The organism is Streptomyces sp. NPDC046876 (assembly GCF_040645035.1).
In the GTDB taxonomy this organism is placed as follows: domain Bacteria; phylum Actinomycetota; class Actinomycetes; order Streptomycetales; family Streptomycetaceae; genus Streptomyces.
Genome location: NZ_JBEYXK010000031.1, coordinates 16,189 through 36,592, shown reverse-complemented (window position 1 = coordinate 36,592; position 20,404 = coordinate 16,189). Strand labels below are relative to the sequence as shown.

Genomic DNA, 20,404 nt, shown 5'->3' with positions numbered 1-20,404 from the left:
GGTTCAGAGGCGCTCGACGACGGTGGCGACGCCCATGCCGCCGCCGACGCAGAGGGTCACGAGCCCGTAGCGCTTGTCCTGGCGCTCCAGTTCGTCGACGACGGTGCCGAGGATCATCGCGCCGGTGGCGCCGAGCGGGTGGCCGAGGGCGATGGCGCCGCCGTTGACGTTGACCTTGTCGAGGGAGACGCCCATGTCCTTGACGAAGCGCAGGACGACGCCGGCGAAGGCCTCGTTGATCTCGATCAGGTCGATGTCGTCGATGGTCAGCCCGGCCTTGGCCAGGGCCTTGCGGGTGGCCGGGGCGGGTCCGGTGAGCATGATGGTGGGCTCGGAGCCGGACACCGCGGCCGAGACGATCCGGGCGCGCGGGGTCAGGCCGTTCCGCTCGCCCGCCTCGCGGGAGCCGATCGCGACGAGCGAGGCGCCGTCGACGATGCCGGAGGAGTTGCCCGCGTGGTGGACGTGGTCGATCTTCTCCACCCAGTGGTACTTCTGCAGGGCGACGGCGTCGAAGCCGCCGAGCTCACCGATGTCCGCGAAGGACGGCTTGAGCCCCGCGAGGGTGTCGGCGGTGGTGCCCGGGCGGATGAACTCGTCGTGGTCCAGGACGACCAGGCCGTTGCGGTCGGTGACCGGGACCACGGACCGGGCGAAGCGGCCCTCCTTCACGGCTGTTGCGGCGCGCTCCTGGGACAGGGCGGCGTACTCGTCGACGTCGCGGCGGGAGAAGCCCTCGATCGTGGCGATCAGGTCGGCGCCGATGCCCTGCGGGACGAAGTTGACGTCCCAGTTGGTCATCGGGTCGTTGAACCAGGCGCCGCCGTCGGAGGCCATCGGGACGCGGGACATGGACTCCACGCCGCCCGCGAGGACCAGGTCCTCCCAGCCGGAGCGCACCTTGGCCGCGGCCATGTTGACGGCTTCCAGGCCGGAGGCGCAGAAGCGGTTCTCCTGTACGCCGGCCACGGTGTCCGGGAGCCCGGCGGCGATGGCGGCGATGCGGGCGATGTCGGAGCCCTGGTCGCCGACCGGGCCGACGACGCCGAGGACGATGTCGTCGATGGTGGCCGGGTCCAGGCCGGGGTTGCGCTCGCGCAGGGCGTCGATGAGGCCGACGACCAGGTCGATCGGCTTGGTTCCGTGGAGGGAGCCGGTGGCCTTGCCGCGGCCGCGCGGCGTGCGGATCGCGTCGTATACGTACGCTTCGGTGCTCACTGGTCAAGCCTTTCGAGGGGAGGTTAGCCGAGCAGGGAACGACCGATGATCTCCTTCATGATCTCGGTCGTGCCGCCGTAGATGGTCTGGATGCGGCCGTCGGTGAAGGCCTTCGCGACCCGGTATTCGGTCATGTACCCGTAGCCGCCGTGGAGTTGCAGGCAGCGGTCGGCGACCCGCTTCTGCAGCTCGGTCGCCCACCACTTGGCCATCGAGGCGTGGACGTGGTCGAGGAGCCCGTCGGAATGGTCGGTGATGCAGCGGTCGACGAAGGTGCGGGTGACGGCGCACTCGGTGGCCATCTCCGCGATCTCGAACCGGATGTGCTGCAGCTTGGCCAGCGGCCGCCCGAAGGCCTCGCGCTCCTTGACGTACCGGGTGGTGATCTCCAGCAGGTGCTCGGCGCCGGCGATGGCGGCCATCGCGATGCCCATCCGCTCCTGCGCGAGGTGGTTCATCAGGTGGACGAAGGCGCCGTTCAGCTCGCCGAGCAGGTTCTCCTTCGGGACGCGGACGTCGCGGAAGAACAGCTCTGCGGTGTCCTGGGCCTTCTGGCCGATCTTGTCGAGGTTGCGGCCGCGTTCGAAGCCCTCCGCCCCCCGCTCGACGACGAGCAGCGACAGGCCGTGCGCCCCGCCCTCCGGCGTGGTCTTCGCGACGACGATCACGAGGTCGGCGAGGATGCCGTTGGAGATGAAGGTCTTGGAGCCGTTGAGCAGCCAGTGGTCGCCGCGGTCCTCGGCGGTGGTGCGGATGCCCTGCAGGTCGCTGCCGGCGCCCGGCTCGGTCATCGCTATCGCCGTGATCGTCTCGCCGGAGCAGAAGCCGGGCAGCCAGCGGCGCTTCTGCTCCTCGGTGGCCAGGTTGACCAGGTACGGGCCGATGATGTCGTTGTGCAGGCCGATGGCCAGCCCGGGCGCGCCGGCCCGGGTGAACTCCTCGGCGATCACGGCGGCGTAGCGGAAGTCGCTGTTCCCGCCGCCGCCGTACTCCTCCGGGACGGCCAGGCCCAGCAGGCCCTGCCGGCCGGCGGCGCGCCAGGCCTCGCGGCTGACGATGCCGTCCTTCTCCCACTGCTCGTAGTGCGGCAGCACCTCCTTGGCGAGGAAGGTGCGCACGGTCTCGCGGAACGCCTCGTGGTCGGCGTCGAAGATGCGGCGTTGCAACGGGGCCCCCTAGAGCCAGCTCTTGACGGTTTCGATCAGCCGGGCCGGCTCGGGGCCGACGGGCGTGATGTTGAGCATGGTGACGCCGGCCTCCCGGAAGGCCTCGATGCGCTCGCGCACGTACCCGGCGGGCCCGCACAGCGTCATGAGCTCGCAGAACTCCTCCGGTACGGCGGCCGCCGCATCGCGCTTGCGGCCGGAGAGGTAGAGCTCCTGGATCTTCCGCGCCTCCTCCTCGTAGCCGTAGGCGACGGCGAGGTCGTTGTAGAAGTTCTTGCCGACCGCGCCCATCCCGCCCACGTACAGGGCGATCTGCGGACGCGCCAGGTCCCGTGCGGCGGCCGCGTCCTCTCCGATGGCCAGCAGGCCGCCGGCCACCGTCTGCAGCGGGCCGAGCGCCGGGTCGCGGCGCGCGGCGCCCTCGGCGAGCGGGCCGCCCCACACGGCGGCGGCCTTCTCCGGGATGAACAGCGTCGGCAGCCAGCCGTCGGCGATCTCGGCGGTCATCGCGACGTTCGCCGGGCCGAGGGAGGCGATGTACACGGGCAGGTCCGGGCGGACGGGCCGGGTGAGGATCTTCAGCGGCTTGCCGTGGCGGCCGCCCTTCTCCGGCGGCAGCGGCATGTCGGTGATGCCGTGGTGGTCGATGGTCTCGCGGCGCCAGATCCGCCGGCACAGCTCGACCGTCTCGCGGGTCCGCCCGAGCGGCCTGTCGTACGGCTTGCCGTGCCAGCCCTCGACGACCTGCGGGCCGGAGGCGCCAAGGCCCAGCATGGCGCGGCCGCCGGAGAGGGCGTCGAGCCCGGCCCCCGTCTGGGCGATGAGGGCGGGCGTGCGGGAGTAGACGTTGACGATGGCCGAGCCGATCTTCATCCGCTCGGTGCGGGCCGCGAGGTAGCCCATGATCGTCGGGGAGTCGAAGCCCCAGGCCTCGGCGACCCAGACGGCGTCGAGGCCGGCCGCCTCCAGCGCCGCCGCCTGGTCGGCGGCCCGGCGCGGGTCGCCGGCGTAGTCGAGCAGCATGGACAGTTCCATCAGGCGCCCTCTCCCTTCCCGGTCAGGCCCGGAACGTCCCAGTCGCGGGCCACGGATGCGGTGTCCGCCCCGGGCTGCGCGGGGCCGCTGCGCAATGAGGCGGGGGTCGCGGAGAACCGGGGGGCGGGGGCGGGCTGGGTGATCCCGCCGAAGTCGGTGAAGGTGTCCCGGGCGGCGAGGTGCGGGTGCTGCGGCGCCTCGCGCAGGGAGAGCACGGGTGCCACGCAGGCGTCGCTGCCCTCGAAGACGACCGTCCACTCGGCGCGCGTACGGGACTTGAAGCGGGCGGCGACGGCCTCGCGGAGCTCGCCCCAGCGGGCCGGGTCCTTGCGGGCGGGGGCCCGGTCGGCGATGCCGAGGAGCGCGGTGAAGGTGTCGTAGAACTGCTGCTCGAGCGCGCCGACGGCCATGTACCCGCCGTCGGAGGTCTCGTAGGTGCCGTAGAAGGGGCAGCCGCCGTCGAGGAGGTTGGTCCCGCGCCGGTCCTGCCAGCCGCCGGCCGCCATCATCCCGTGGATCATGGCGGTGAGGTGGGCGGCGCCGTCGACGATGGCCGCGTCGACGACCTGTCCGGCGCCGCCGGGGGTGCGGGCGTGCTGGAGCGCGGCCAGGACGCCGATGACGAGGTAGAGGGAGCCGCCCGCGTAGTCCCCGACGAGGTTGGCGGGGACGGCCGGGGGCCCGTCCGGGGTGCCGATCATGCCGAGGGCGCCGGTGACGGCGATGTACGCGATGTCGTGGCCGGCGGTGGGGGCGAGCGGGCCGTCCTGGCCCCAGCCGGTCATCCGCCCGTACACCAGGCGCGGGTTGCGGGCGTGGCAGTCGGCCGGGCCGACGCCGAGGCGCTCGGCGACGCCGGGGCGGAAGCCCTCGATGAGGACGTCGGCCCGCTCGACGAGGTCCAGCACGAGGCCCGGCCCCTCGGGGGACTTCAGGTCGACCAGGACGGAGCGCTTGTTGCGGTTGGTGACGTCGTACGCGGGGTCGATCGCGAGGCCGCCCCCGCCGGGGCGGTCCACCCGTACGACGTCCGCCCCCAGGTCGGCGAGGAGCATGGCGGCGAACGGGCCCGGGCCGATGCCCGCCAGTTCGACGACCCGCACGCCCGCGAGCGGACCGGCTCCTGTCACTGCCATCGAGCCCCCAGCGTCCCGTGTGGAGTGTGTGACACAACTGATGTAACACCAGCGATGCTAGGAACGTGTTCCACGCAGCACAAGAGCAAGCGCTTAGCCGTTTGACTCGATCCGCGCGTCGAGCTCCTTGAGGTGCCGCTTGAGGGCGACCGTCCGGTAGCTCTCCTCCACCCACTCGCACAGCACCTCGGCCGACGGCGCCCCCTTCTCCCCCAGCGGCACGGACACCCAGCCGGAGCGCCCCAGGCCGTAGCCGGTCGGCGCCGCGCCGGGAGCCGTCATGGCGTGGCCGTGCAGCGCCTCGTCCTTGAGCTTGACCGACAGCCCGGGAGGCTGGGGGCCGTCGGCGTTGCCCAGGAAGACGAAGATCTTCTTGTTGACCTTCACGACGCAGTCCTCGGGACCCCACGGGAACTCCTCCACCGCCTCCGGCAGCCCCCGGGCAAACTCCCGCACCGCCTCCCACTTGCGCACCGCAGCCTTCACGGAAGACCTCCACTCAGCACAGGTCACGCCCGCTCATCTCGGACAGGCCGGTCCTCACGCTAGCCCCGGCGACCGGCGCCCGCGGGGCAACCGGACCGAAGCCCTCCGCCGTTTGCCCCCCGACCTGGGGAAACCCGCGTGAGCGATGTCGGCGGGGCTATGTACTCTGAGCGGGCTTCAGCCCTTGATCAAGGGCTCAACAACTTTCATCTGGGGGGGCTCGGTGTCCTACCGCCGACTCGCAGCATCCGCCGCCGTACTCGCGGCCGGCGTCTCTCTCATCCCGGGCATGGCCCACGCGGCCGACCCGTCCACGGGCCAGGCCAAGCCGCACGGGGTCGCCAAGCCGGACCTGGCCAAGGTCGCGCGCTCGGAGTCGACCACCTTCGACAGCCCGGCCGACCGCTCGGTCAAGCCGGCCCCGGCGGACGGCAAGGGCAAGGCCGCCGCGCCGCTGACCGCCGACACCGCCGCCGACATCACGGTGGGCCTGAAGGCCTTCACCATCAGCGCGCACGGCCTGGAGGTGGACACCACCGCCAACGGCACCACCAACCCGGTCTCCATCGGCTTCGACTGGGGCGACGGCACCACCGGCCAGGACAGCGGCACCGGCGGCCAGACCACCACCACGCCGCACCAGTACGCCAAGCCCGGCGGGTACACGATCAAGGTCACGGTCACGGACCAGGTCACGCAGGCCTCGTCCGTCAACCAGATCGCCGTCTGGACCTCGGGCTCGCACTACACCCCGTACGGCCCGACCCGCCTGCTCGACACCCGCAACGGCACCGGCGCCCCGCAGGGCAAGGTGCCCGCCTACACCGCGACGCAGCTGAAGATCGCCGGCAACGGCGCCATCCCGTCGAACGTGACCGCCGTGGTCCTCAACCTCACCGTCACCAACGCGACCAGCGGCGGCCACATCACCGCCTACCCCAACGGCAGCGACCGTCCGACCACGTCGAACGTGAACTTCGCCCCCGGACAGACCGTGCCGAACCTGGTCATCGTGCCCGTCAAGAACGGCTACGTGGACCTCTACAACGGCGGCTGGGAGTCGGTCGACCTCATCGCCGACGTCACCGGGTACTTCACCAAGTCCGCCTCCAGCGGCTACACCCCGCTGACGCCGCAGCGCCTGGTCGACACGCGCATCGGCCAGGGCACCTCCAAGGGCCAGGTCCCGGGCTACGGCACCTTCACCACGCAGGTCGCCGGCACGGGTTACGTCTCGCCCGGCGCCACCGCCGTCGCGCTGAACGTCACGGTCACCAACCCCAAGAGCGACGGCCACCTCACCGTCTTCCCGAGCGGCCAGTCCGCCCCGACGGCGTCCAACCTGAACTTCACCACGGGGCAGACCGTCGCCAACTCGGTGATCGTCCCCGTCGGCCCCGACGGCAAGATCAGCGTCCGCAACGGCGCCTGGAACCCGACCGACGTCATCGTCGACGTCGTCGGCTACTACAGCAAGGACAGCACGAACGCGTTCGTCCCGGTCAAGCCGTCCCGCCTGCTCGACACCCGCGACGGCAACACCTGGGCCTACGGTCCGCTGGAGGGCCGCGGCTACATCTACATGCCGCTCTCCGACGGCCTGCCCCACACCAAGGGCTTCGTGCTGAACAGCACGGTGACCAACACCAAGGACAGCGGCTACCTCGCCGTCACGCCGGACCCGAACTCGCTGTACGACTACAAGAACGGCACGGAGGTCTGGCCGCCCACGCCGACCTCGTCCAACCTGAACTGGACCCCGGGCAAGACCGTCCCGAACCTGGTCCAGGCCGCCACCGGCCCGTCCGGAATCATCGACTTCTGGAACCAGAGCGACGGCAACCTCGACCTCATCGTCGACATCTTCGGCGTCTACGAGGACAACTGAGCCACCGGCCACCCACACCGGTAGGCCCTGAGCGCATCGCCCCGGGGACGGCCTTCGCGGCCGCCCCCGGGGCGATTCCGGTTTCGGGAAGATAACGCAGGTGGGGGCCAGTGTTGCGCCGTTCCGACCCTGGGTACTCTGAGCGCACTTTCAGCCCTGACAAGGGGCTCACGAACCGTTTGGGGGGCTCGGTGTCATACCGGCGACTCGCAGCATCCGCAGCCGTACTCGCGGCCGGCGTCTCTCTCATACCGGGCATGGCCCACGCGACCGGCCCGGCCACCGGCGGTTCCGGCGGCGTCAGCCAGCCCGACCTCACCCAGGCCGAGGCGGACACCTCCACCACCTTCACCAGCCCGGCCGGTGACTCGGTCCAGCAGCCGCTGCCGACGGCCCAGGACAAGGCCGCCGACGCGCCCCAGACCGCGCCGCAGACCGCGCCCGCGACGGCCGCCGACAACCCCACCCTCGCGGTGGCGCTGTCCGCCGCCTCGGTCACCGCGCACGGCTTCAAGCTGGACAGCTCCATCACCAGCGCGTCGACCCCGCTCGACGTCACCGTCGCCTGGGGCGACGGGACCACCACCGCCGCCACGGCCTCCGGCACGCAGGTCGTCTCCTCGGAGCACACGTACGCGGAGCTCGGCACCTACACGGTCAAGGTCACCGTCGCGGACAAGGCCGCGGGCACCGAGGTCACCAACGAGCTCAAGGTCACCACCGAGGGCTCCGACTACACCCCCTACGGCCCGACCCGCCTGCTCGACACCCGCAACGGCACCGGCGCGGCCAAGGCCAAGGTCGGCCCGTACAGCTCCGCCCACGTGAAGATCGGCGGCAACGGCGGCATCCCGGCCGGCGTGACCGCGGTGGTCCTCAACGTCACCGTCACCAACACCACCAGCGGCGGCCACATCACGGCCTTCGCCGACGGCGACGACAAGCCCACCACGTCGAACGTGAACTTCGCCCCCGGACAGACCGTCCCGAACCTGGTCATCGTGCCGGTCGGCGCCAACGGCTACGTCAACCTCTACAACGGCGGCTGGGAGTCGGTCGACCTCATCGCCGACGTCACCGGCTACTTCACGCAGTCCGCGTCCAGCGGCTACACCTCCCTCCCGCCGGAACGTTTCGTCGACACCCGCTCCGGCCTCGGCAGCGCCAAGGGCCAGCTCGGCGGACAGAACTCCTTCGGCGTCCAGATCACCGGCAAGGGCCAGGTACCCGCCTCCGGCGTCACCGCCGTGGCCCTCAACGTCACGGTCACCAACCCCAAGGAAGCCGGCCACCTCACCGTCTACCCGAGCGGCCAGCAGGCCCCGACCGCCTCGAACCTGAACTTCACCGCCGGCCAGACCATCGCCAACTCGGTGATCGTCCCCGTCGGGCCCGACGGCCGCATCAACATCCGCAACGGCGCCTGGGCCGGCCTCGACGTCATCGTCGACGTCGTCGGCTACTACAGCCCCGCCTCCAAGGCCGCGTACCTGCCCTTCGCACCGGAACGGCTCATCGACACCCGCGACACCGCCGTCTGGGACGGCCCGCTGGGCGGCCGCGACTACATCTACCTGCCGATCGCCCCCGGCGAGCCCGGCGTCAAGGGCTTCGTGCTCAACGCCACGGTGACCAACACCAAGGACACCGGCTACCTCGCCGTCACCCCGGACCCCAACTCCATGGACGAGTACGACACCGGCAACGCGGCCTGGCCGATTCCGCCCACCTCCTCCACCCTGAACTGGACGACGGGCAAGACCGTCCCGAACCTGGTGCAGGCGAGCACCGGCTCCCACGGCATCATCGACTTCTGGAACCAGAGCGACGGCAACCTCGACCTCGTCGTCGACGTCTTCGGCGTCTACGAGGACAACTGAACCACCGGTTCCGAACCAGAGGTTCCGAACACCAGAGGGTGCACCACTGAACCACAGCGCCCCGGGAACGGTTGCCCCCGCAGCCGCTTCCCGGGGCGCTGCCCCGTATCCATCCGTACGCCACGGGCAAGCGAGGAGCCACGATGACCGCACCGACCCCGCTCAGAACGCCGGCCGCGCAGGAACGCCCCTACGACGTCGTACTCTTCGGCGCGACCGGGTTCGTGGGAGCACTGACCGCCGCCTACCTCGCAGCCCACGCCCCCGCCGGCTGCCGCTGGGCCCTCGCCGGCCGCGACCGAGGCAAGCTGGAACGCCTGCGAGACGACCTCGCCGCCCTCGACCCCGCCTGCGCCCACCTCCCGCTGCTGCAGGCCGACTCATCGGACCCGGCCGCCGTACGCGAGCTCGCCGCCTCCACGCGCGTCCTCGCCACCACGGTGGGCCCGTACGTCCTGCACGGCACGGAGCTCGTCGCCGCCTGCGCCGAGGCCGGCACCGACTACGTCGACCTCACCGGCGAACCCGAGTTCGTGGACCGCACGTACGTCGAGCACGACGCCCGGGCCCGCGAGACCGGCGCGCGCCTCGTGCACGCCTGCGGATTCGACTCCATCCCGGCCGACCTGGGCGCGTACTTCACCGTGGGACAGCTGCCGCAGGGGGTGCCGCTGCGCGTCGACGGGTTCATGCGGTCCAACGCCATGTTCTCGGGCGGCACCCTGGCCTCCGTCCTCACCGCCCTCGGCCGCGGCCCGCAGACCCTGGCCGCGGCGCACGCCCGCCGGCTGCACGAGCCCCGGCGGCCGGGGCGCCGCGTCCGGGGACCGCTCGGCGCGCCGCGCTTCAGCCGCGAGACCGGCACCTGGGCGCTGCCGCTGCCCTCCCTGGACCCGCGCATCGTGACCCGGTCGGCGGCCGCACTGGAGCGCTACGGCCCCGACTTCCGCTACCGGCAGTACGCCTCCGTCAAGCACCTCCCGATGGCCGTGGGCGGCACGGCGGCGGTGGGCGCGACCGCCGTGCTGGCGCAGCTGCCGCCCGTGCGGCGGTGGCTGACCGGCCTGTGGGAGCCGGGCCGGGGGCCCGACGCCGAACGGCGGGCGCGCAGCTGGTTCACCGTCCGCTTCGTCGGCGAGGGCGGCGGCCGCCGGGTGTACACCGAGGTGTCGGGCGGCGACCCGGGCTACGGCGAGACCGCCAAGATGCTGGCCGAGTCGGCGCTCTGCCTCGCGTACGACGCCCTGCCCGAGCGGGCCGGCCAGCTCACCACGGCGGTGGCGATGGGCGACGCCCTGCTGGACCGGCTCCAGAAGGCGGGGATCCGGTTCCGGGTGGCACAGGTGCGGTGACGGCTTGAGCCGAGGCTAGGACGCCTCGCGCAGGGCCCGCCGGCACAGGGAGTCGGAATGCCGGGTGGTCTCCGGGATCCGAAAACGCGGGCTCAGCGCGAGGGCGTGGGCGCAGGCGTTGTCGAGCGAGATCCGGTGGCCGACGGAGACGTACACCGGCTTGATCCCGTCCTGGGTCCGCAGCGCCCGCCCGACGACGGCGCCGTCGGCCGCCAGCAGCGCGGCGGCGTCGCCGCGCCGGGCGCCCGGTTCCTCGTAGGTGAAGGTGAACGGGTTCTTCGCGACGCCCATGCTCGGCAGCCCGGTGACCACCCCGAGGTGGCAGGCCAGCCCGAAGCCGCGGGGATGGGCGAGGCCGTAGCCGTCGCAGACGACCAGGTCGGGGGCGGCGGTCAGCGCGTCGAGGGCGGCGAGGACGGTGGGGAGCTCCCGGAAGGCGAGCAGCCCGGGCACGTACGGGAAGCTGACGTGCCCGACGGCGGTGCGCTCCTCGACCACCTCGAGGGTCGCGGCGTCGAGGACGACCGCCGCGGCGGCGACGAGGTCCCGCTCGTCGTCGTACGCGACGTCCACACCGGCGACGAGCCCGCGCCCCGGCGCCGGACCGGGCTCGTCGAGGACGAGCAGATCGCGCAGTTCGTCTTGTATCGCCCGGGCCTCGGCCTCGCTGGCGGGGATCTTCACACTCGTCATGATGGTCCGAGAGTAACCTGACGATCATGTTCGTCATGGAGCTCACGTACACCGCCCCGATCGAAGACGTCGAGGAGGTGCTGGACGCCCACATCGCCTGGCTGGACAGCTACTACGCCGCGGGCGTCTTCCTCGCCTCGGGCCGCAAGGTCCCCCGCGAGGGGGGCGTCATCCTGGCCGCGGGCGTCTCCCGAGCGGAGGTGGAACGCATCGCGGAGGAGGACCCCTTCACCACCGCGGGCGTCTGCAGCTACCGCATCACGGAGTTCATCGCGACGAAGACGTCGGGCGACCTGGCGGCGGTGAGGGAAACGCTGGCGTAGCGGGCGGGGGCGGACTGCTGGACGGGGACCTGGGGTGAGGGGGTCACGGTGGGGCGGGGTCGGGGAGTGTCCGGGGGCGTCCCGGCCGCCCATTGTCCTTTCGGTTCGCGCCGGCCTGTCAAGGGCGCTCCCTGCGGTCGCGTCGCTTCGCGATGGCCTACGGCCACCCTTGACAGGCCGGCGCGAACCGAAATGCCAAAGAGCTGCCGGGAAGCCCCCGAAGGATGGCCAGGGGGTCAAGTCCAGCCCCAGCCCTCGTCAGAGAGACCACTCCGGGTCCCGAGGTGCAGAATCCTTCCTCCCAGGACCACCCACCATGCCCGGGACCGGGCATACGGGAAGCCGAGCCCCAACCCCGAATCCGGCCGCCCTCCGAGGCCAAAGGGCTCCAACCTGCACGAGACATCCAGGAGATGACCGTCAGGAGCGGGGAGACGCCCCAGATCGCTACGCGCTCCTCTTTTCTCGGCGTCCGACGGCCGTCCGGGGCTGGTAGCGCAGCAGATCGCTACGTGGTCCCTGACGTCTCAGCGGCGAACGGCCGTCCGGGGCCCCTCATCGGCCACCGGGGGTCGGACCATCGGCGCCAGCCCAGGGAGTGGTGGGATCGGCCACACACCAGTGAGCGGGGACGGTCAGCGGAGGGGGCTACGGCGGGGACGATAAAAATCTCCGTGCGGTCAACCCTCCACTCGTGGGCGGCTTATGAGCGACCCCAGACCGTCCGCAGTCGCCAAGTCCCGGGCAGCGCGTAGCGATCTATTGCGCCTACCAGCCCCGGACGGCCGTCGGACGCCGAGAAAAGAGGAGCGCGTAGCGATCTGGGGCGTCTCCCCGCTCCTGGCGGTCATCTCATTGAAGTCTGGTGCGGGTTGGAGCCCCTCGGCTGCGGAGATGCGTCTCAGGCGGGCCTTGGGGGCTCGGCTACCCGCATGCCCGGCGCCGGGCGGGGTGGTGATGTGGGGGAGGAAGGATTCTGCACATCGGAACCCGGACTGCCCTCTCTGGCGAGGGCGATTGCCGGATTGTTCCCCCTGGCCATCCTTCGGGGGCTTCCCGGCAGCTCTTTGGCGTTTCGGTTCGTGTCGGGCTGTCAAGGGTGGCCGTAGGCCATCGCGAAGCGACGCGACCGCAGGGAGCGCCCTTGACAGGCCGGCGCGAACCGAAAGGACAATGGGCGGCCGGGACGCCCCCGGACACTCCCCGACCCCGGTCCACCGTGACCCCGTCACCCACCGCACCGTCCAGCGGCCTGTTTCAGGGTGCGCTGCCGTCCGCGCCCGGGCCCCGCGGCCCCGCGCCGCCGAGCGGGCTTCCCCCCTCCGGCCCCCGACCGACGGACCGCCACCGGTCCGCTACACCCCACCACTCCACCACCCCACCGCCCATCCGGAGCACCCATGCACCCCACCCCCCGCCCCGCCACCCCCGCCGACATTCCCGAGCTCATCCGGCTGCGGGCCGTCGCGCTCGCTGCGCTCGGTGTCGAGCCCGGGGGTGATGATGCGGCCTGGCGGGACGTGGCCCGGGGGTGGTTCCTCGAGCGGATCGAAGAGCGCTCCGACGTGCACTGCCTCGTCGTCGGCGGGGAACCGGGGGAGCCCCTCTTCGCCACCGGGATGGCCTGGGTGACGTACCACCTGCCCCGCCCCCAGTACACGGACGGACGGCGCGGCTACCTCGACGGCATCGTCACCGACGATGCCGCCCGTGGGCAGGGCCACGCCCGCCGGATCGTCGACGGGCTCGTCGCGTGGCTGAACGACAACGGGATCCACTACATCCAGCTGCACGCCAGCTCCGCCGGCGAGCCCGTCTACAAGGCGGCGGGCTTCGTGCCCGGCCACTTCCCCGGCATGGACCTGTTCACGACGCCGACCGACTGATCACCCCCGACCGGCTACCACCGCACCTCCAACCGCCCCACCCTCCCCTTCTCCCCCGCCGCCCAGCAGCCCCCGTCCCCCGCGCAGTCGACCGTGTCGAACGACCCCGGCTCCAGCCCCCGCCAGCTGCGCCCCCCGTCGGTGGTGACATCGGTTCCGGTGGGCCCCACCGCGAGGGCCACGGCCGAGCCGCCGGTGTGCGGGAGCCAGGCCGCCCCCGAGCGGTAGGCGGGCGGCGGGGTGGCGGCAGGGCTCCAGCTGCGGCCGGCGTCGGCCGAGACGGCGGCGGCCTGCGGGGAGGGCTGGCCGGTGCGGTAGTCGCCGCCGACCGCGAGGCCCGCCGTACGGTCGCGGAAGGCGAGGGCGAAGACGCCCCGGGCGGGGTCGCCCGCCGGGATGCCGGACTCGGTGGCCTGCCAGGTGCGGCCGCGGTCCGCCGAGTGCAGGATCCGGGCGACCGGGCCGCCGCCGGTGGCCAGCCATGCGTCGCGCGGCCCGGAGCTCACCAGGCACTGGCCGCTCGCCGCGAAGCCCGCCTCGCCGGGCAGCGCCTCCGGCATGCCCGTGCTCGGCAGCACCTGCCAGCTGCGGCCGCCGTCGTCGGTCGACAGGATGCGGAACCTGCCGTCCACCGGGTCGCTCACCGCCAGCCCGTGGCGGGAGTCGAAGAAGGTCAGACAGTCGTAGAAGGCGCGCGGGTCGGGGTTGCGGTACGCCTCGGTCCAGGTCCTGCCGCCGTCCTCGGTGCGCAGCACCCGCGAGGCCTCGCCCTCCCCGATGGAGAGGGCGACCGCGCGCCGCGCGTCGAAGGCCTCGATGTCGCGCAGTTCCAGGCCGTCCGCGGCCGCGCCCGGCGGGGAGACGTCCTGCCAGCTGCGGCCGCCGTCCACGGTGCGCAGCACCGTGCCCTTGGAGCCGGCCACCCAGGCCGTGCTGCGGCTGACCGCGGCGAGCCCGCGGAAGCGGGCGTCCTTGCCGGTCGCCTTGAGGGCCCAACCCACGCCTGCACCCCCGGCCCCGGCCCCGCCCCCGCTCCCGCTCCCCGCGCCCGAGCCGTCACCCCGTAATTCCTGTCCGAATTCCCGCCCCGCGCCGCCGCCGTCGGCCGCCTGTGCCGGGGCCGCCAGCCCACCCATCGCCAAGGCTGCCGCGAACATGCCAACTCCCAGAAGTCTCATGGCGCCGGAAGCTAATGCACCCCGGATTCGCCGTCCAGGGTGCGTCCCGGCCGCCGCGTTCCTACCGTGGCCCCATGCCGCCTACACAGCCCAAGGCCTACCGGGGCAAGCAGATCACCGTCACGTACGACACGAGCCGCTGCCTGCACGCCGCCGAGTGCGTACGCGGCCTGCCCGAGGTGTTCGATTCGGGAAAGCGCCCCTGGGTGCAGCCGGACGGCGCCGATCCGGAGCGGGTCGCGGAGGTGGTCCGGCGCTGCCCGTCGGGCGCGCTCCAGTACCGGCCGGCCGACGGGCGGGCCGACGGGCGGGCAGCCGGGTCGGCCGAGCCGCCGGACCGGCCGACCACGGTCGTGCGGTCCGCCGCCGGCCAGCTCGTGGTCCGCGGCGAGCTGCGCGTGACGACCGCGGACGGGACGGTCCGCAGCGAGACGAGGGCCGTCCTTTGCGCCTGTGGAGTGAGCGGGAATCAGCCGTTCTGCGATCACTCGGGAGCCTGCGGCGCGGACTGAGGAGCCTGCGACCCATCCCCTCGACGGTCACTCTGTGCGATCAAACGGACGCGTTCCAGCCAATCGGTGACGCAACTCACGTCATCGGGCGTGCACGGATTTGCCGATTGCGGCGTCTATCCGGTTGCCGGGTTTCACCCCACACCCGGCTGCAGATCCGCCGCAAGGGAGCGAGCCTTGATCACTGTTATCGAGCAGGCCGTGCAGGCACGTCTGGTAGCCACCGCGCCGAAGGTGGAGACCGTACCCGTCACTCTCTGCTACGACCGCGCGGATCCGTTCGCCGTGCGCATGGCCTTCCCCGCTCCCGCCACCCTGGAGGGCATCGAGGTCTCCTGGACCTTCGCCCGCGAGCTGCTGGAGTCCGGGCTCGACCGCCCGACCGGCCACGGTGACGTGCGGGTGCGGCCGTACGACGCCGACCGGACCACGATCGAGTTCCACGCGCCCGAGGGGGTGGCGATCGTCCTGATGGCGACGGCCGAGCTGCACCGGTTCCTGGAGCGGGCCGCGGAGGTCGTCCCCCCGGGCCTGGAGCACCTGTACCTCGACATGGACCACAGCCTGGCCGAGCTGATGCGCTATCCCCACTGACCCGACGGCACGGCATTAATCGCTTGCGGGCGGCTCCGGCCGCCCGTAGCTTCGTCGGCGCCCCATCCCCGCCGAAACGGAGCAGGACATTGCTCTTCTGAGGTCCGAGACAGCGACCGACGCAGGCCGCAGCGCGCCCACCGGGCCGAGCGTGCAGCGCGAACACCGCGCCCCTCACGCCCCGCGCCCCTCACGCCCCCGCGCCCCACTCTCTCGCGTCGCCCTCGGCTGTCTCCCCCTGTTGCACGCACACTCACGCAACGTGGAGGCCTCCATGAGTAACGTTTCCTCTTTCATCACCTGCACCGCCCTCTCCTTCGACTGGCCCGACGGCACCCCCGTCTTCGACGGGTTCCACTGGGCCGTGGGCCCCGGACGTACGGGCCTGATCGGGCTCAACGGCAGCGGCAAGTCCACCCTCCTCAAACTCATCACCGGGGAACTCCAGCCTGCCGACGGCCAGTTGGCCGTGGCGGGCACCCTGGGCTACCTGCCGCAGAACGTCACCCTCGACACCGCCCTGCGGGTGGACGAGGCGCTCGGCATCCGCGCGACCCGCGCCGCCCTGCACGCCATCGAGGCGGGCGAGGCGACCGAGGAGAACTTCGCCGCCGTCGGGGACGACTGGGACGTCGAGGAGCGGGCCCTGGCCACCCTCGAGCAGGTCGGCCTCGGGCGGATCGGGCGGGCCGGACTGGACCGCACCGTCGGCGAACTCTCCGGCGGCGAGGGCGTCCTGCTGCGGCTGGCGGCCCTGCTGCTGGCGCGCCCCGACGTCCTGCTGCTGGACGAGCCGACGAACAACCTGGACCTGCGCGCCCGGCGCCGCCTGTACGCGGCGGTCGAGTCCTGGTCCGGGGTGATGCTGCTGGTCAGCCACGACCGGGAGCTGCTGGAGCGGGTCGACCAGATCGCCGACCTGCACGACGGCGAAGTCCGCTGGTACGGAGGCAACTTCACCGCCTACGAGGAGCAGCTCGCCGCGGAGCAGGAGGCGGCCGAGCGGCTCGTCCGGGTCGCGGAGGCCGACGTACAGCGCCAGAAGCGGGAGTTGGCGGACGCCCACATGAAGCTGGCGCGGCGCAAGCGGTACGGCCAGAAGATGTACGACTCCAAGCGTGAGCCGAAGATCGTCATGAACTCCCGCAAGCGGGCGGCGCAGGAGTCCGCCGGCAAGCACCGCATCCTGCACACCGAGAAGCTGGCGCAGGCGAAGGAGCGCCTGGACCACGCGGTGGAGGCGGTACGGGACGATGACGAGATCCGGATCGAGCTGCCGGCGACCCAGGTCCCGCCGGGGCGCCGGGTGCTCACCCTGAGCGGTGTGCAAACGGCCCACGGGGCCGGGATGCCGGGCGAGTGGGAGGTGCGCGGGCCGGAGCGGATCGCGCTGGTGGGCCGCAACGGGTCGGGCAAGACCACCCTGCTGCGCACGATCGCGGGGCTGCTCGAGCCGGAGTCGGGCGAGGTGTTCCGGCACGTGCCGGCGCGGTTCCTGCCTCAGCGGCTCGATGTGCTCGACGAGGAGCTGTCGGTGGTGGAGAACGTGGCCCGGTTCGCCCCGCACGCCTCGAACAACCTGGTCCGGGCGCGCCTCGCGCACTTCCTGTTCCGGGGTGCGCGGGCGGACCGGCCGGCCGGCACGCTGTCGGGCGGGGAGCGGTTCCGGGCGGCGCTGGCGGCGCTGCTGCTGGCGGAGCCGGCTCCGCAGCTGCTGATGCTGGACGAGCCGACGAACAACCTGGACCTGGCGAGCGTGCGGCAGCTGTCGGGGGCGCTGGACGCGTACGAGGGCGCGCTGCTGGTGGCGAGCCACGACGTGCCGTTCCTGGAGTCGATCGGGATCACGCGCTGGCTGCTGCTCGACGGGGAGGTCCGCCCGACCACGGCCGAGGAGGTACGGGAGACCCTCTGGCTCGCCGAGTGAGGCCGCCGGGCCCTTAAAGCCGCTCCGCCTAGAGGGGCGGCGGCGGAAGTAACGCCCAGGCCTTGGTGCCGCCCACCGGGGTGAGGACGGGGGTGAGTCCCCAGTCCCCGCCGCAGGCCTCGACGGCGGCGGCCAGCAGCCACATCCTGCGGCAGCGCCTCGCCCGGCACTCCTCGCTCGCCTCGGGCGAGGAGTGCGCGGGGTGCTGGTCGTAGAGGACGACGCGCAGGGCGCCGAACTGCCAGCGGACGCCGAGCATGACCTCTTTGCCGGGGGTGAACCGGTCGGCGCAGGTGACGAGTTCGGAGGCGGCCAGCTCGGCGGTGTCGCTCAGGTCGGCGAGGCCGTGCCGGGTGAGCAGCGGCCGCAGGGCCGCCCGGGCCCGGCCGGCGCCGCCGGCTCCGCCGGGCAGCGCCATGGAGTAGTTCAGCTTCTGCGCTTCGTACGGAACCCGCCGAGTCTCGTGGTCCGGCCGCAGGCCACGGAGAGTCCCCGTCATCGTGCTGCTCCAGTTCTGGGTGCGCATGGGTCGGAAGCGGCGCGTGGGGGTGGCCGGTCGCTGCGGTTCGCCGCGTGTGAGACGTGCGCTACCGACCGTAGCGCAGGCAGGGCCACACTGCTGCCGCTTGTGCGACGACATGATGATTTCTCGTGCCATTCCCGGATCCGGCTCCGTCGCTCCGCGACGTCAAGGCGGGCGGCGCCGGACCACCTCCCGGCGTGACATTCCCCCCGGCACCTGCCCCGGGCATGCCCGCCAACTGCATAGATAACCGGACGTAACCAGGCATATGAACGGGAGGGGCTTGGCGGCCCCTCACGGTCCGCTTAACCTACGGGGTCGTAGGCTACGGCACCGTAAGTAATTCGCTTTGTCCCCAGGAGCACCCGTGACGATCACCTCTCCCCACCTCGGCAGCTCTCGGGCGTGGACCGACGCCAAGCTGCTGTACGCGCTGGAAGAAGTGGTCGAGAAGGAGCTCAACCGCCACCTGAAGGTCACCAAGGACTGGATGCCCCACGAGTACGTCCCGTGGAGCGACGGCCGGAACTTCCCGGGGTTCTTCGAGGACGGCGAGGCCTGGGACCCCCAGCAGTCCAAGGTCACCGACATCGGCAAGATCGCCCTGGTGGTGAACCTGCTGACCGAGGACAACCTGCCCAGCTACCACCACGAGATCGCGACGCTGTTCGGCCGCAACGGCGCCTGGGGCACCTGGGTGCACCGCTGGACCGCCGAGGAGGGCCGCCACGGCATCGTGATGCGCGACTACCTGCTGGCCTCGCGCGCCGTGGACCCGGACAAGCTCGAGGCGTTCCGCATGCAGCACATGTCGGAGGGCTTCGAGTCCGACAACCGCCACTCGATGCTGCACTCGGTGGCGTACGTGGCCTTCCAGGAGCTGGCGACCCGCATCTCGCACCGCAACACCGGCCACCAGTCCGGCGACCCGGTCTGCGACCGCATGCTGGCCCGCATCGCGCAGGACGAGAACCTGCACATGATCTTCTACCGCAACCTGCTGGGCGCGGCCTTCGAGCTCGCCCCCGACCTGACGATGCAGGCGGTGCGCGATGTCGTCGTGAACTTCCGGATGCCGGGGCACGGCATGCCCGGCTTCGAGCGGATGGCCGCGCAGATGGCCATCGGCGGGGTCTACAACCTGCGCATCCACCACGACGACGTGCTGAGCCCGGTGATCCGCTTCCTGAAGATCATGAGCATCGACGGCCTCGGCCCGGAGGGGCAGCAGGCGCAGGACGAGCTGGGCATGTTCATGGACGGGCTGGACACCGAGGCCCGCAAGTTCGACGAGCGCCTGGCCGCCCGCGCGGCCCGCATGGCGGCCCGCAAGGGCTGACCGGGCCGCGGCCCCCTCGCCGCCCAGGTCCGGCTTCGGCCCGGCCCGGGCCCGGTGCGCCCGCGGGGCTCAGCGGCGCGCGCGCAGGGCCTGGCGCTCGGCCTCGGACAGCCCGCCCCACACCCCGAAACGCTCGTCGTTGGCGAGGGCGTACTCCAGGCATCCGGCGCGCCCCTCGCACGCCCCGCACAGCCGCTTCGCGTCCCGCAGGGACGAGCCCGGCTCCGGGAAGAAGAAGCCCGGGCCCGTCTGCGCGCAGAGGGCGAGCTCGTACCAGGCGGTGCCCGCCGTGGCGGCGGTGGTGGCGGTTGCGGTGGTGTTCATCGACATGCCGGTGATCCTGGCCGCCGGTGATGGACGTCTTCTCAACGACTGATCAACACGCGTTCACGGCCCTGTCGCGGGGGCGCTGGCTATGACGGCGAACCGCGCCCCGTAGGGGTCCGCCAGCTTCGCGAAGCGGCCCACGCCCTCCATGAAGACCGGCGTCAGCCGGACCTTGCCGCCCGTCTCCTCGGCCTTGGCCGCCGTGGCGTCGCAGTCGACGACCTCGAAGTACGGGGTCCAGTAGGGGCGTTCGGCGTCCTCGACCGGGTCCGCCGCGATCGGGACGAGGCCGCCGAAGGCCTCCTCCTCCCCCGCGCCGGCGGGTTTGACCATCGTGTACGAGCCGCCCTCGAACGGCATCTCGTTTATCTCCCAGCCGAAGACGGAGCGGTAGAACTCCGCCGCCGCGGCCACATCGCCCGTGTACAGCTCGGTCCAGCACATCGAGCCGACCTCGGTCACGGCGTCCAGGCCCTTGTTGCGCCGGGGCTGCCAGGTCGCGAACACCACGCCCGCCGGGTCGGTGAAGATCGCCATCCTGCCGAGGTCCATGACGTCCGTCGGCTCGAACACCACGGCGCCGCCGGCCTTGGCCACGGCAGCCGCCGTGGCGTCCGCGTCGGGACTCTGGAAATACACCGTCCAGGCCGAGGGCCCCTGCTCGGCCGTGACGGCCATACCGCCCGCGACCGTCTTCTCGCCCAGGTGGAACACCCCGTACCCGCCGACCTCCTCACCGCCCGGGCGGTAGTCCCAGCCGAACAGCCCGCTGTAGAAGGCGGCCGCGCCGTCCGTGTCGGGTGTGCCGAGGTCCACCCAGTTCGGAGAGCCGGTCTTGTAGTCCGTCGTGAGCATGGCCCGTACTCCTTCCGTCCTCCCTTCCGAGCATGGCATCCGCCACTGACAGCGGCCCGCTCCACAGGGTGAACGACCGTGCGTTC

Annotated in this window: 19 protein-coding genes; 9 read left to right on the top strand and 10 right to left on the bottom strand. The window is 72.1% G+C overall.

Translation table 11 applies throughout. From position 1 onward, the window contains the following. Positions 1-3 precede the first annotated feature (3 nt). The 5 genes from ABZ924_RS18715 to ABZ924_RS18695 form a co-directional block, all read right to left on the bottom strand. Entirely contained in the window at positions 4-1,218 is a 1,215-nt protein-coding gene (locus tag ABZ924_RS18715; RefSeq protein WP_361910498.1) for an acetyl-CoA C-acetyltransferase, read from the bottom strand. Between the two features lie 23 nt (positions 1,219-1,241). Continuing rightward, a complete protein-coding gene (locus ABZ924_RS18710) occupies positions 1,242-2,384 on the bottom strand; it encodes an acyl-CoA dehydrogenase family protein (RefSeq protein WP_361910495.1) in 1,143 nt (380 codons plus the stop codon). A gap of 9 nt (positions 2,385-2,393) precedes the next feature. Next, positions 2,394-3,419 carry an LLM class F420-dependent oxidoreductase gene (locus ABZ924_RS18705; protein ID WP_361910493.1) on the bottom strand — a complete coding sequence of 342 codons (1,026 nt, stop codon included), beginning with the start codon at positions 3,417-3,419 and terminating at the stop codon, positions 2,394-2,396. Further along, positions 3,419-4,555, bottom strand: coding sequence for a CaiB/BaiF CoA-transferase family protein (locus tag ABZ924_RS18700; RefSeq protein WP_361910490.1), 1,137 nt, complete (start codon positions 4,553-4,555; stop codon positions 3,419-3,421). The genes ABZ924_RS18705 and ABZ924_RS18700 overlap by 1 nt, the downstream gene beginning before the upstream one ends. Positions 4,556-4,648: 93 nt before the next feature. Continuing rightward, complete coding sequence (locus tag ABZ924_RS18695) at positions 4,649-5,041, bottom strand: MmcQ/YjbR family DNA-binding protein (protein ID WP_361910487.1); 393 nt, start codon at positions 5,039-5,041, stop codon at positions 4,649-4,651. 289 nt (positions 5,042-5,330) lie between these two features. On the opposite strand from ABZ924_RS18695, the gene ABZ924_RS18690 reads away from it, so the two are divergent. From ABZ924_RS18690 to ABZ924_RS18680, 3 genes are all read left to right on the top strand, one after another. Then, positions 5,331-6,929, top strand: a complete 1,599-nt coding sequence (locus ABZ924_RS18690; protein ID WP_361910484.1) for a hypothetical protein — start codon at positions 5,331-5,333, stop codon at positions 6,927-6,929. A gap of 257 nt (positions 6,930-7,186) precedes the next feature. Further along, positions 7,187-8,809 (top strand): hypothetical protein, encoded by a 1,623-nt coding sequence (locus ABZ924_RS18685; protein ID WP_361910482.1) that lies wholly within the window; start codon positions 7,187-7,189, stop codon positions 8,807-8,809. A 143-nt stretch (positions 8,810-8,952) separates the two neighbouring features. After that, positions 8,953-10,161, top strand: a complete 1,209-nt coding sequence (locus ABZ924_RS18680; protein WP_361910480.1) for a saccharopine dehydrogenase NADP-binding domain-containing protein — start codon at positions 8,953-8,955, stop codon at positions 10,159-10,161. A 15-nt stretch (positions 10,162-10,176) separates the two neighbouring features. Here the strand turns inward: ABZ924_RS18680 and ABZ924_RS18675 are convergent, their stop codons facing one another. Continuing rightward, on the bottom strand, positions 10,177-10,854 hold the full coding sequence (locus ABZ924_RS18675; RefSeq protein WP_361910477.1) for an endonuclease V: 678 nt from the start codon (positions 10,852-10,854) through the stop codon (positions 10,177-10,179). 26 nt (positions 10,855-10,880) lie between these two features. Between ABZ924_RS18675 and ABZ924_RS18670 the strand changes: the two genes are divergently transcribed. After that, positions 10,881-11,177, top strand: a complete 297-nt coding sequence (locus ABZ924_RS18670; protein WP_361910474.1) for a YciI family protein — start codon at positions 10,881-10,883, stop codon at positions 11,175-11,177. A 1,400-nt stretch (positions 11,178-12,577) separates the two neighbouring features. Continuing rightward, on the top strand, positions 12,578-13,063 hold the full coding sequence (locus ABZ924_RS18665) for a GNAT family N-acetyltransferase (RefSeq protein ID WP_361910471.1): 486 nt from the start codon (positions 12,578-12,580) through the stop codon (positions 13,061-13,063). A 14-nt stretch (positions 13,064-13,077) separates the two neighbouring features. On the opposite strand, the gene ABZ924_RS18660 is transcribed toward ABZ924_RS18665, so the two are convergent. Then, positions 13,078-14,064 carry an oxidoreductase gene (locus ABZ924_RS18660; protein WP_361910468.1) on the bottom strand — a complete coding sequence of 329 codons (987 nt, stop codon included), beginning with the start codon at positions 14,062-14,064 and terminating at the stop codon, positions 13,078-13,080. Positions 14,065-14,315: 251 nt separating this feature from the next. Between ABZ924_RS18660 and ABZ924_RS18655 the strand changes: the two genes are divergently transcribed. The 3 genes from ABZ924_RS18655 to ABZ924_RS18645 all read left to right on the top strand — a co-directional run bounded on the left by ABZ924_RS18655 (position 14,316) and on the right by ABZ924_RS18645 (position 17,274). After that, a complete protein-coding gene (locus tag ABZ924_RS18655; RefSeq protein WP_361910466.1) occupies positions 14,316-14,753 on the top strand; it encodes a (4Fe-4S)-binding protein in 438 nt (145 codons plus the stop codon). A gap of 177 nt (positions 14,754-14,930) precedes the next feature. Then, complete coding sequence (locus ABZ924_RS18650; protein WP_361910463.1) at positions 14,931-15,347, top strand: SsgA family sporulation/cell division regulator; 417 nt, start codon at positions 14,931-14,933, stop codon at positions 15,345-15,347. Positions 15,348-15,621: 274 nt separating this feature from the next. After that, positions 15,622-17,274: an ABC-F family ATP-binding cassette domain-containing protein gene (locus ABZ924_RS18645; protein WP_361910460.1), complete on the top strand. Its 1,653-nt coding sequence runs from the start codon at positions 15,622-15,624 to the stop codon at positions 17,272-17,274. 28 nt (positions 17,275-17,302) lie between these two features. Here the strand turns inward: ABZ924_RS18645 and ABZ924_RS18640 are convergent, their stop codons facing one another. Next, entirely contained in the window at positions 17,303-17,773 is a 471-nt protein-coding gene (locus ABZ924_RS18640; protein WP_361910457.1) for an ATP-binding protein, read from the bottom strand. Between the two features lie 391 nt (positions 17,774-18,164). Here ABZ924_RS18640 and ABZ924_RS18635 point away from each other — a divergent pair, with 391 nt between their 5' ends. Then, positions 18,165-19,136: an acyl-ACP desaturase gene (locus ABZ924_RS18635; protein ID WP_361910454.1), complete on the top strand. Its 972-nt coding sequence runs from the start codon at positions 18,165-18,167 to the stop codon at positions 19,134-19,136. 69 nt (positions 19,137-19,205) lie between these two features. Here the strand turns inward: ABZ924_RS18635 and ABZ924_RS18630 are convergent, their stop codons facing one another. Both ABZ924_RS18630 and ABZ924_RS18625 read right to left on the bottom strand, forming a co-directional pair. Continuing rightward, on the bottom strand, positions 19,206-19,460 hold the full coding sequence (locus ABZ924_RS18630; RefSeq protein ID WP_361910585.1) for a WhiB family transcriptional regulator: 255 nt from the start codon (positions 19,458-19,460) through the stop codon (positions 19,206-19,208). Between the two features lie 63 nt (positions 19,461-19,523). Continuing rightward, positions 19,524-20,318: a VOC family protein gene (locus tag ABZ924_RS18625; protein ID WP_361910452.1), complete on the bottom strand. Its 795-nt coding sequence runs from the start codon at positions 20,316-20,318 to the stop codon at positions 19,524-19,526. Positions 20,319-20,404 lie beyond the last annotated feature (86 nt).

Excerpts from the sequence above, each read along its gene's own strand:
- ABZ924_RS18705 (WP_361910493.1), bottom strand. The coding sequence starts at position 3,419 with ATGGAACTGTCCATGCTGCTCGACTACGCCGGCGACCCGCGCCGGGCC.
- ABZ924_RS18700 (WP_361910490.1), bottom strand. The coding sequence starts at position 4,555 with ATGGCAGTGACAGGAGCCGGTCCGCTCGCGGGCGTGCGGGTCGTCGAA.
- ABZ924_RS18690 (WP_361910484.1), top strand. The coding sequence starts at position 5,331 with ATGGCCCACGCGGCCGACCCGTCCACGGGCCAGGCCAAGCCGCACGGG.
- ABZ924_RS18685 (WP_361910482.1), top strand. The coding sequence starts at position 7,187 with ATGGCCCACGCGACCGGCCCGGCCACCGGCGGTTCCGGCGGCGTCAGC.
- ABZ924_RS18680 (WP_361910480.1), top strand. The coding sequence starts at position 8,953 with ATGACCGCACCGACCCCGCTCAGAACGCCGGCCGCGCAGGAACGCCCC.
- ABZ924_RS18675 (WP_361910477.1), bottom strand. The coding sequence starts at position 10,854 with ATGACGAGTGTGAAGATCCCCGCCAGCGAGGCCGAGGCCCGGGCGATA.
- ABZ924_RS18670 (WP_361910474.1), top strand. The coding sequence starts at position 10,881 with ATGTTCGTCATGGAGCTCACGTACACCGCCCCGATCGAAGACGTCGAG.
- ABZ924_RS18665 (WP_361910471.1), top strand. The coding sequence starts at position 12,578 with ATGCACCCCACCCCCCGCCCCGCCACCCCCGCCGACATTCCCGAGCTC.
- ABZ924_RS18655 (WP_361910466.1), top strand. The coding sequence starts at position 14,316 with ATGCCGCCTACACAGCCCAAGGCCTACCGGGGCAAGCAGATCACCGTC.
- ABZ924_RS18645 (WP_361910460.1), top strand. The coding sequence starts at position 15,622 with ATGAGTAACGTTTCCTCTTTCATCACCTGCACCGCCCTCTCCTTCGAC.
- ABZ924_RS18640 (WP_361910457.1), bottom strand. The coding sequence starts at position 17,773 with ATGACGGGGACTCTCCGTGGCCTGCGGCCGGACCACGAGACTCGGCGG.
- ABZ924_RS18630 (WP_361910585.1), bottom strand. The coding sequence starts at position 19,460 with ATGAACACCACCGCAACCGCCACCACCGCCGCCACGGCGGGCACCGCC.
- ABZ924_RS18625 (WP_361910452.1), bottom strand. The coding sequence starts at position 20,318 with ATGCTCACGACGGACTACAAGACCGGCTCTCCGAACTGGGTGGACCTC.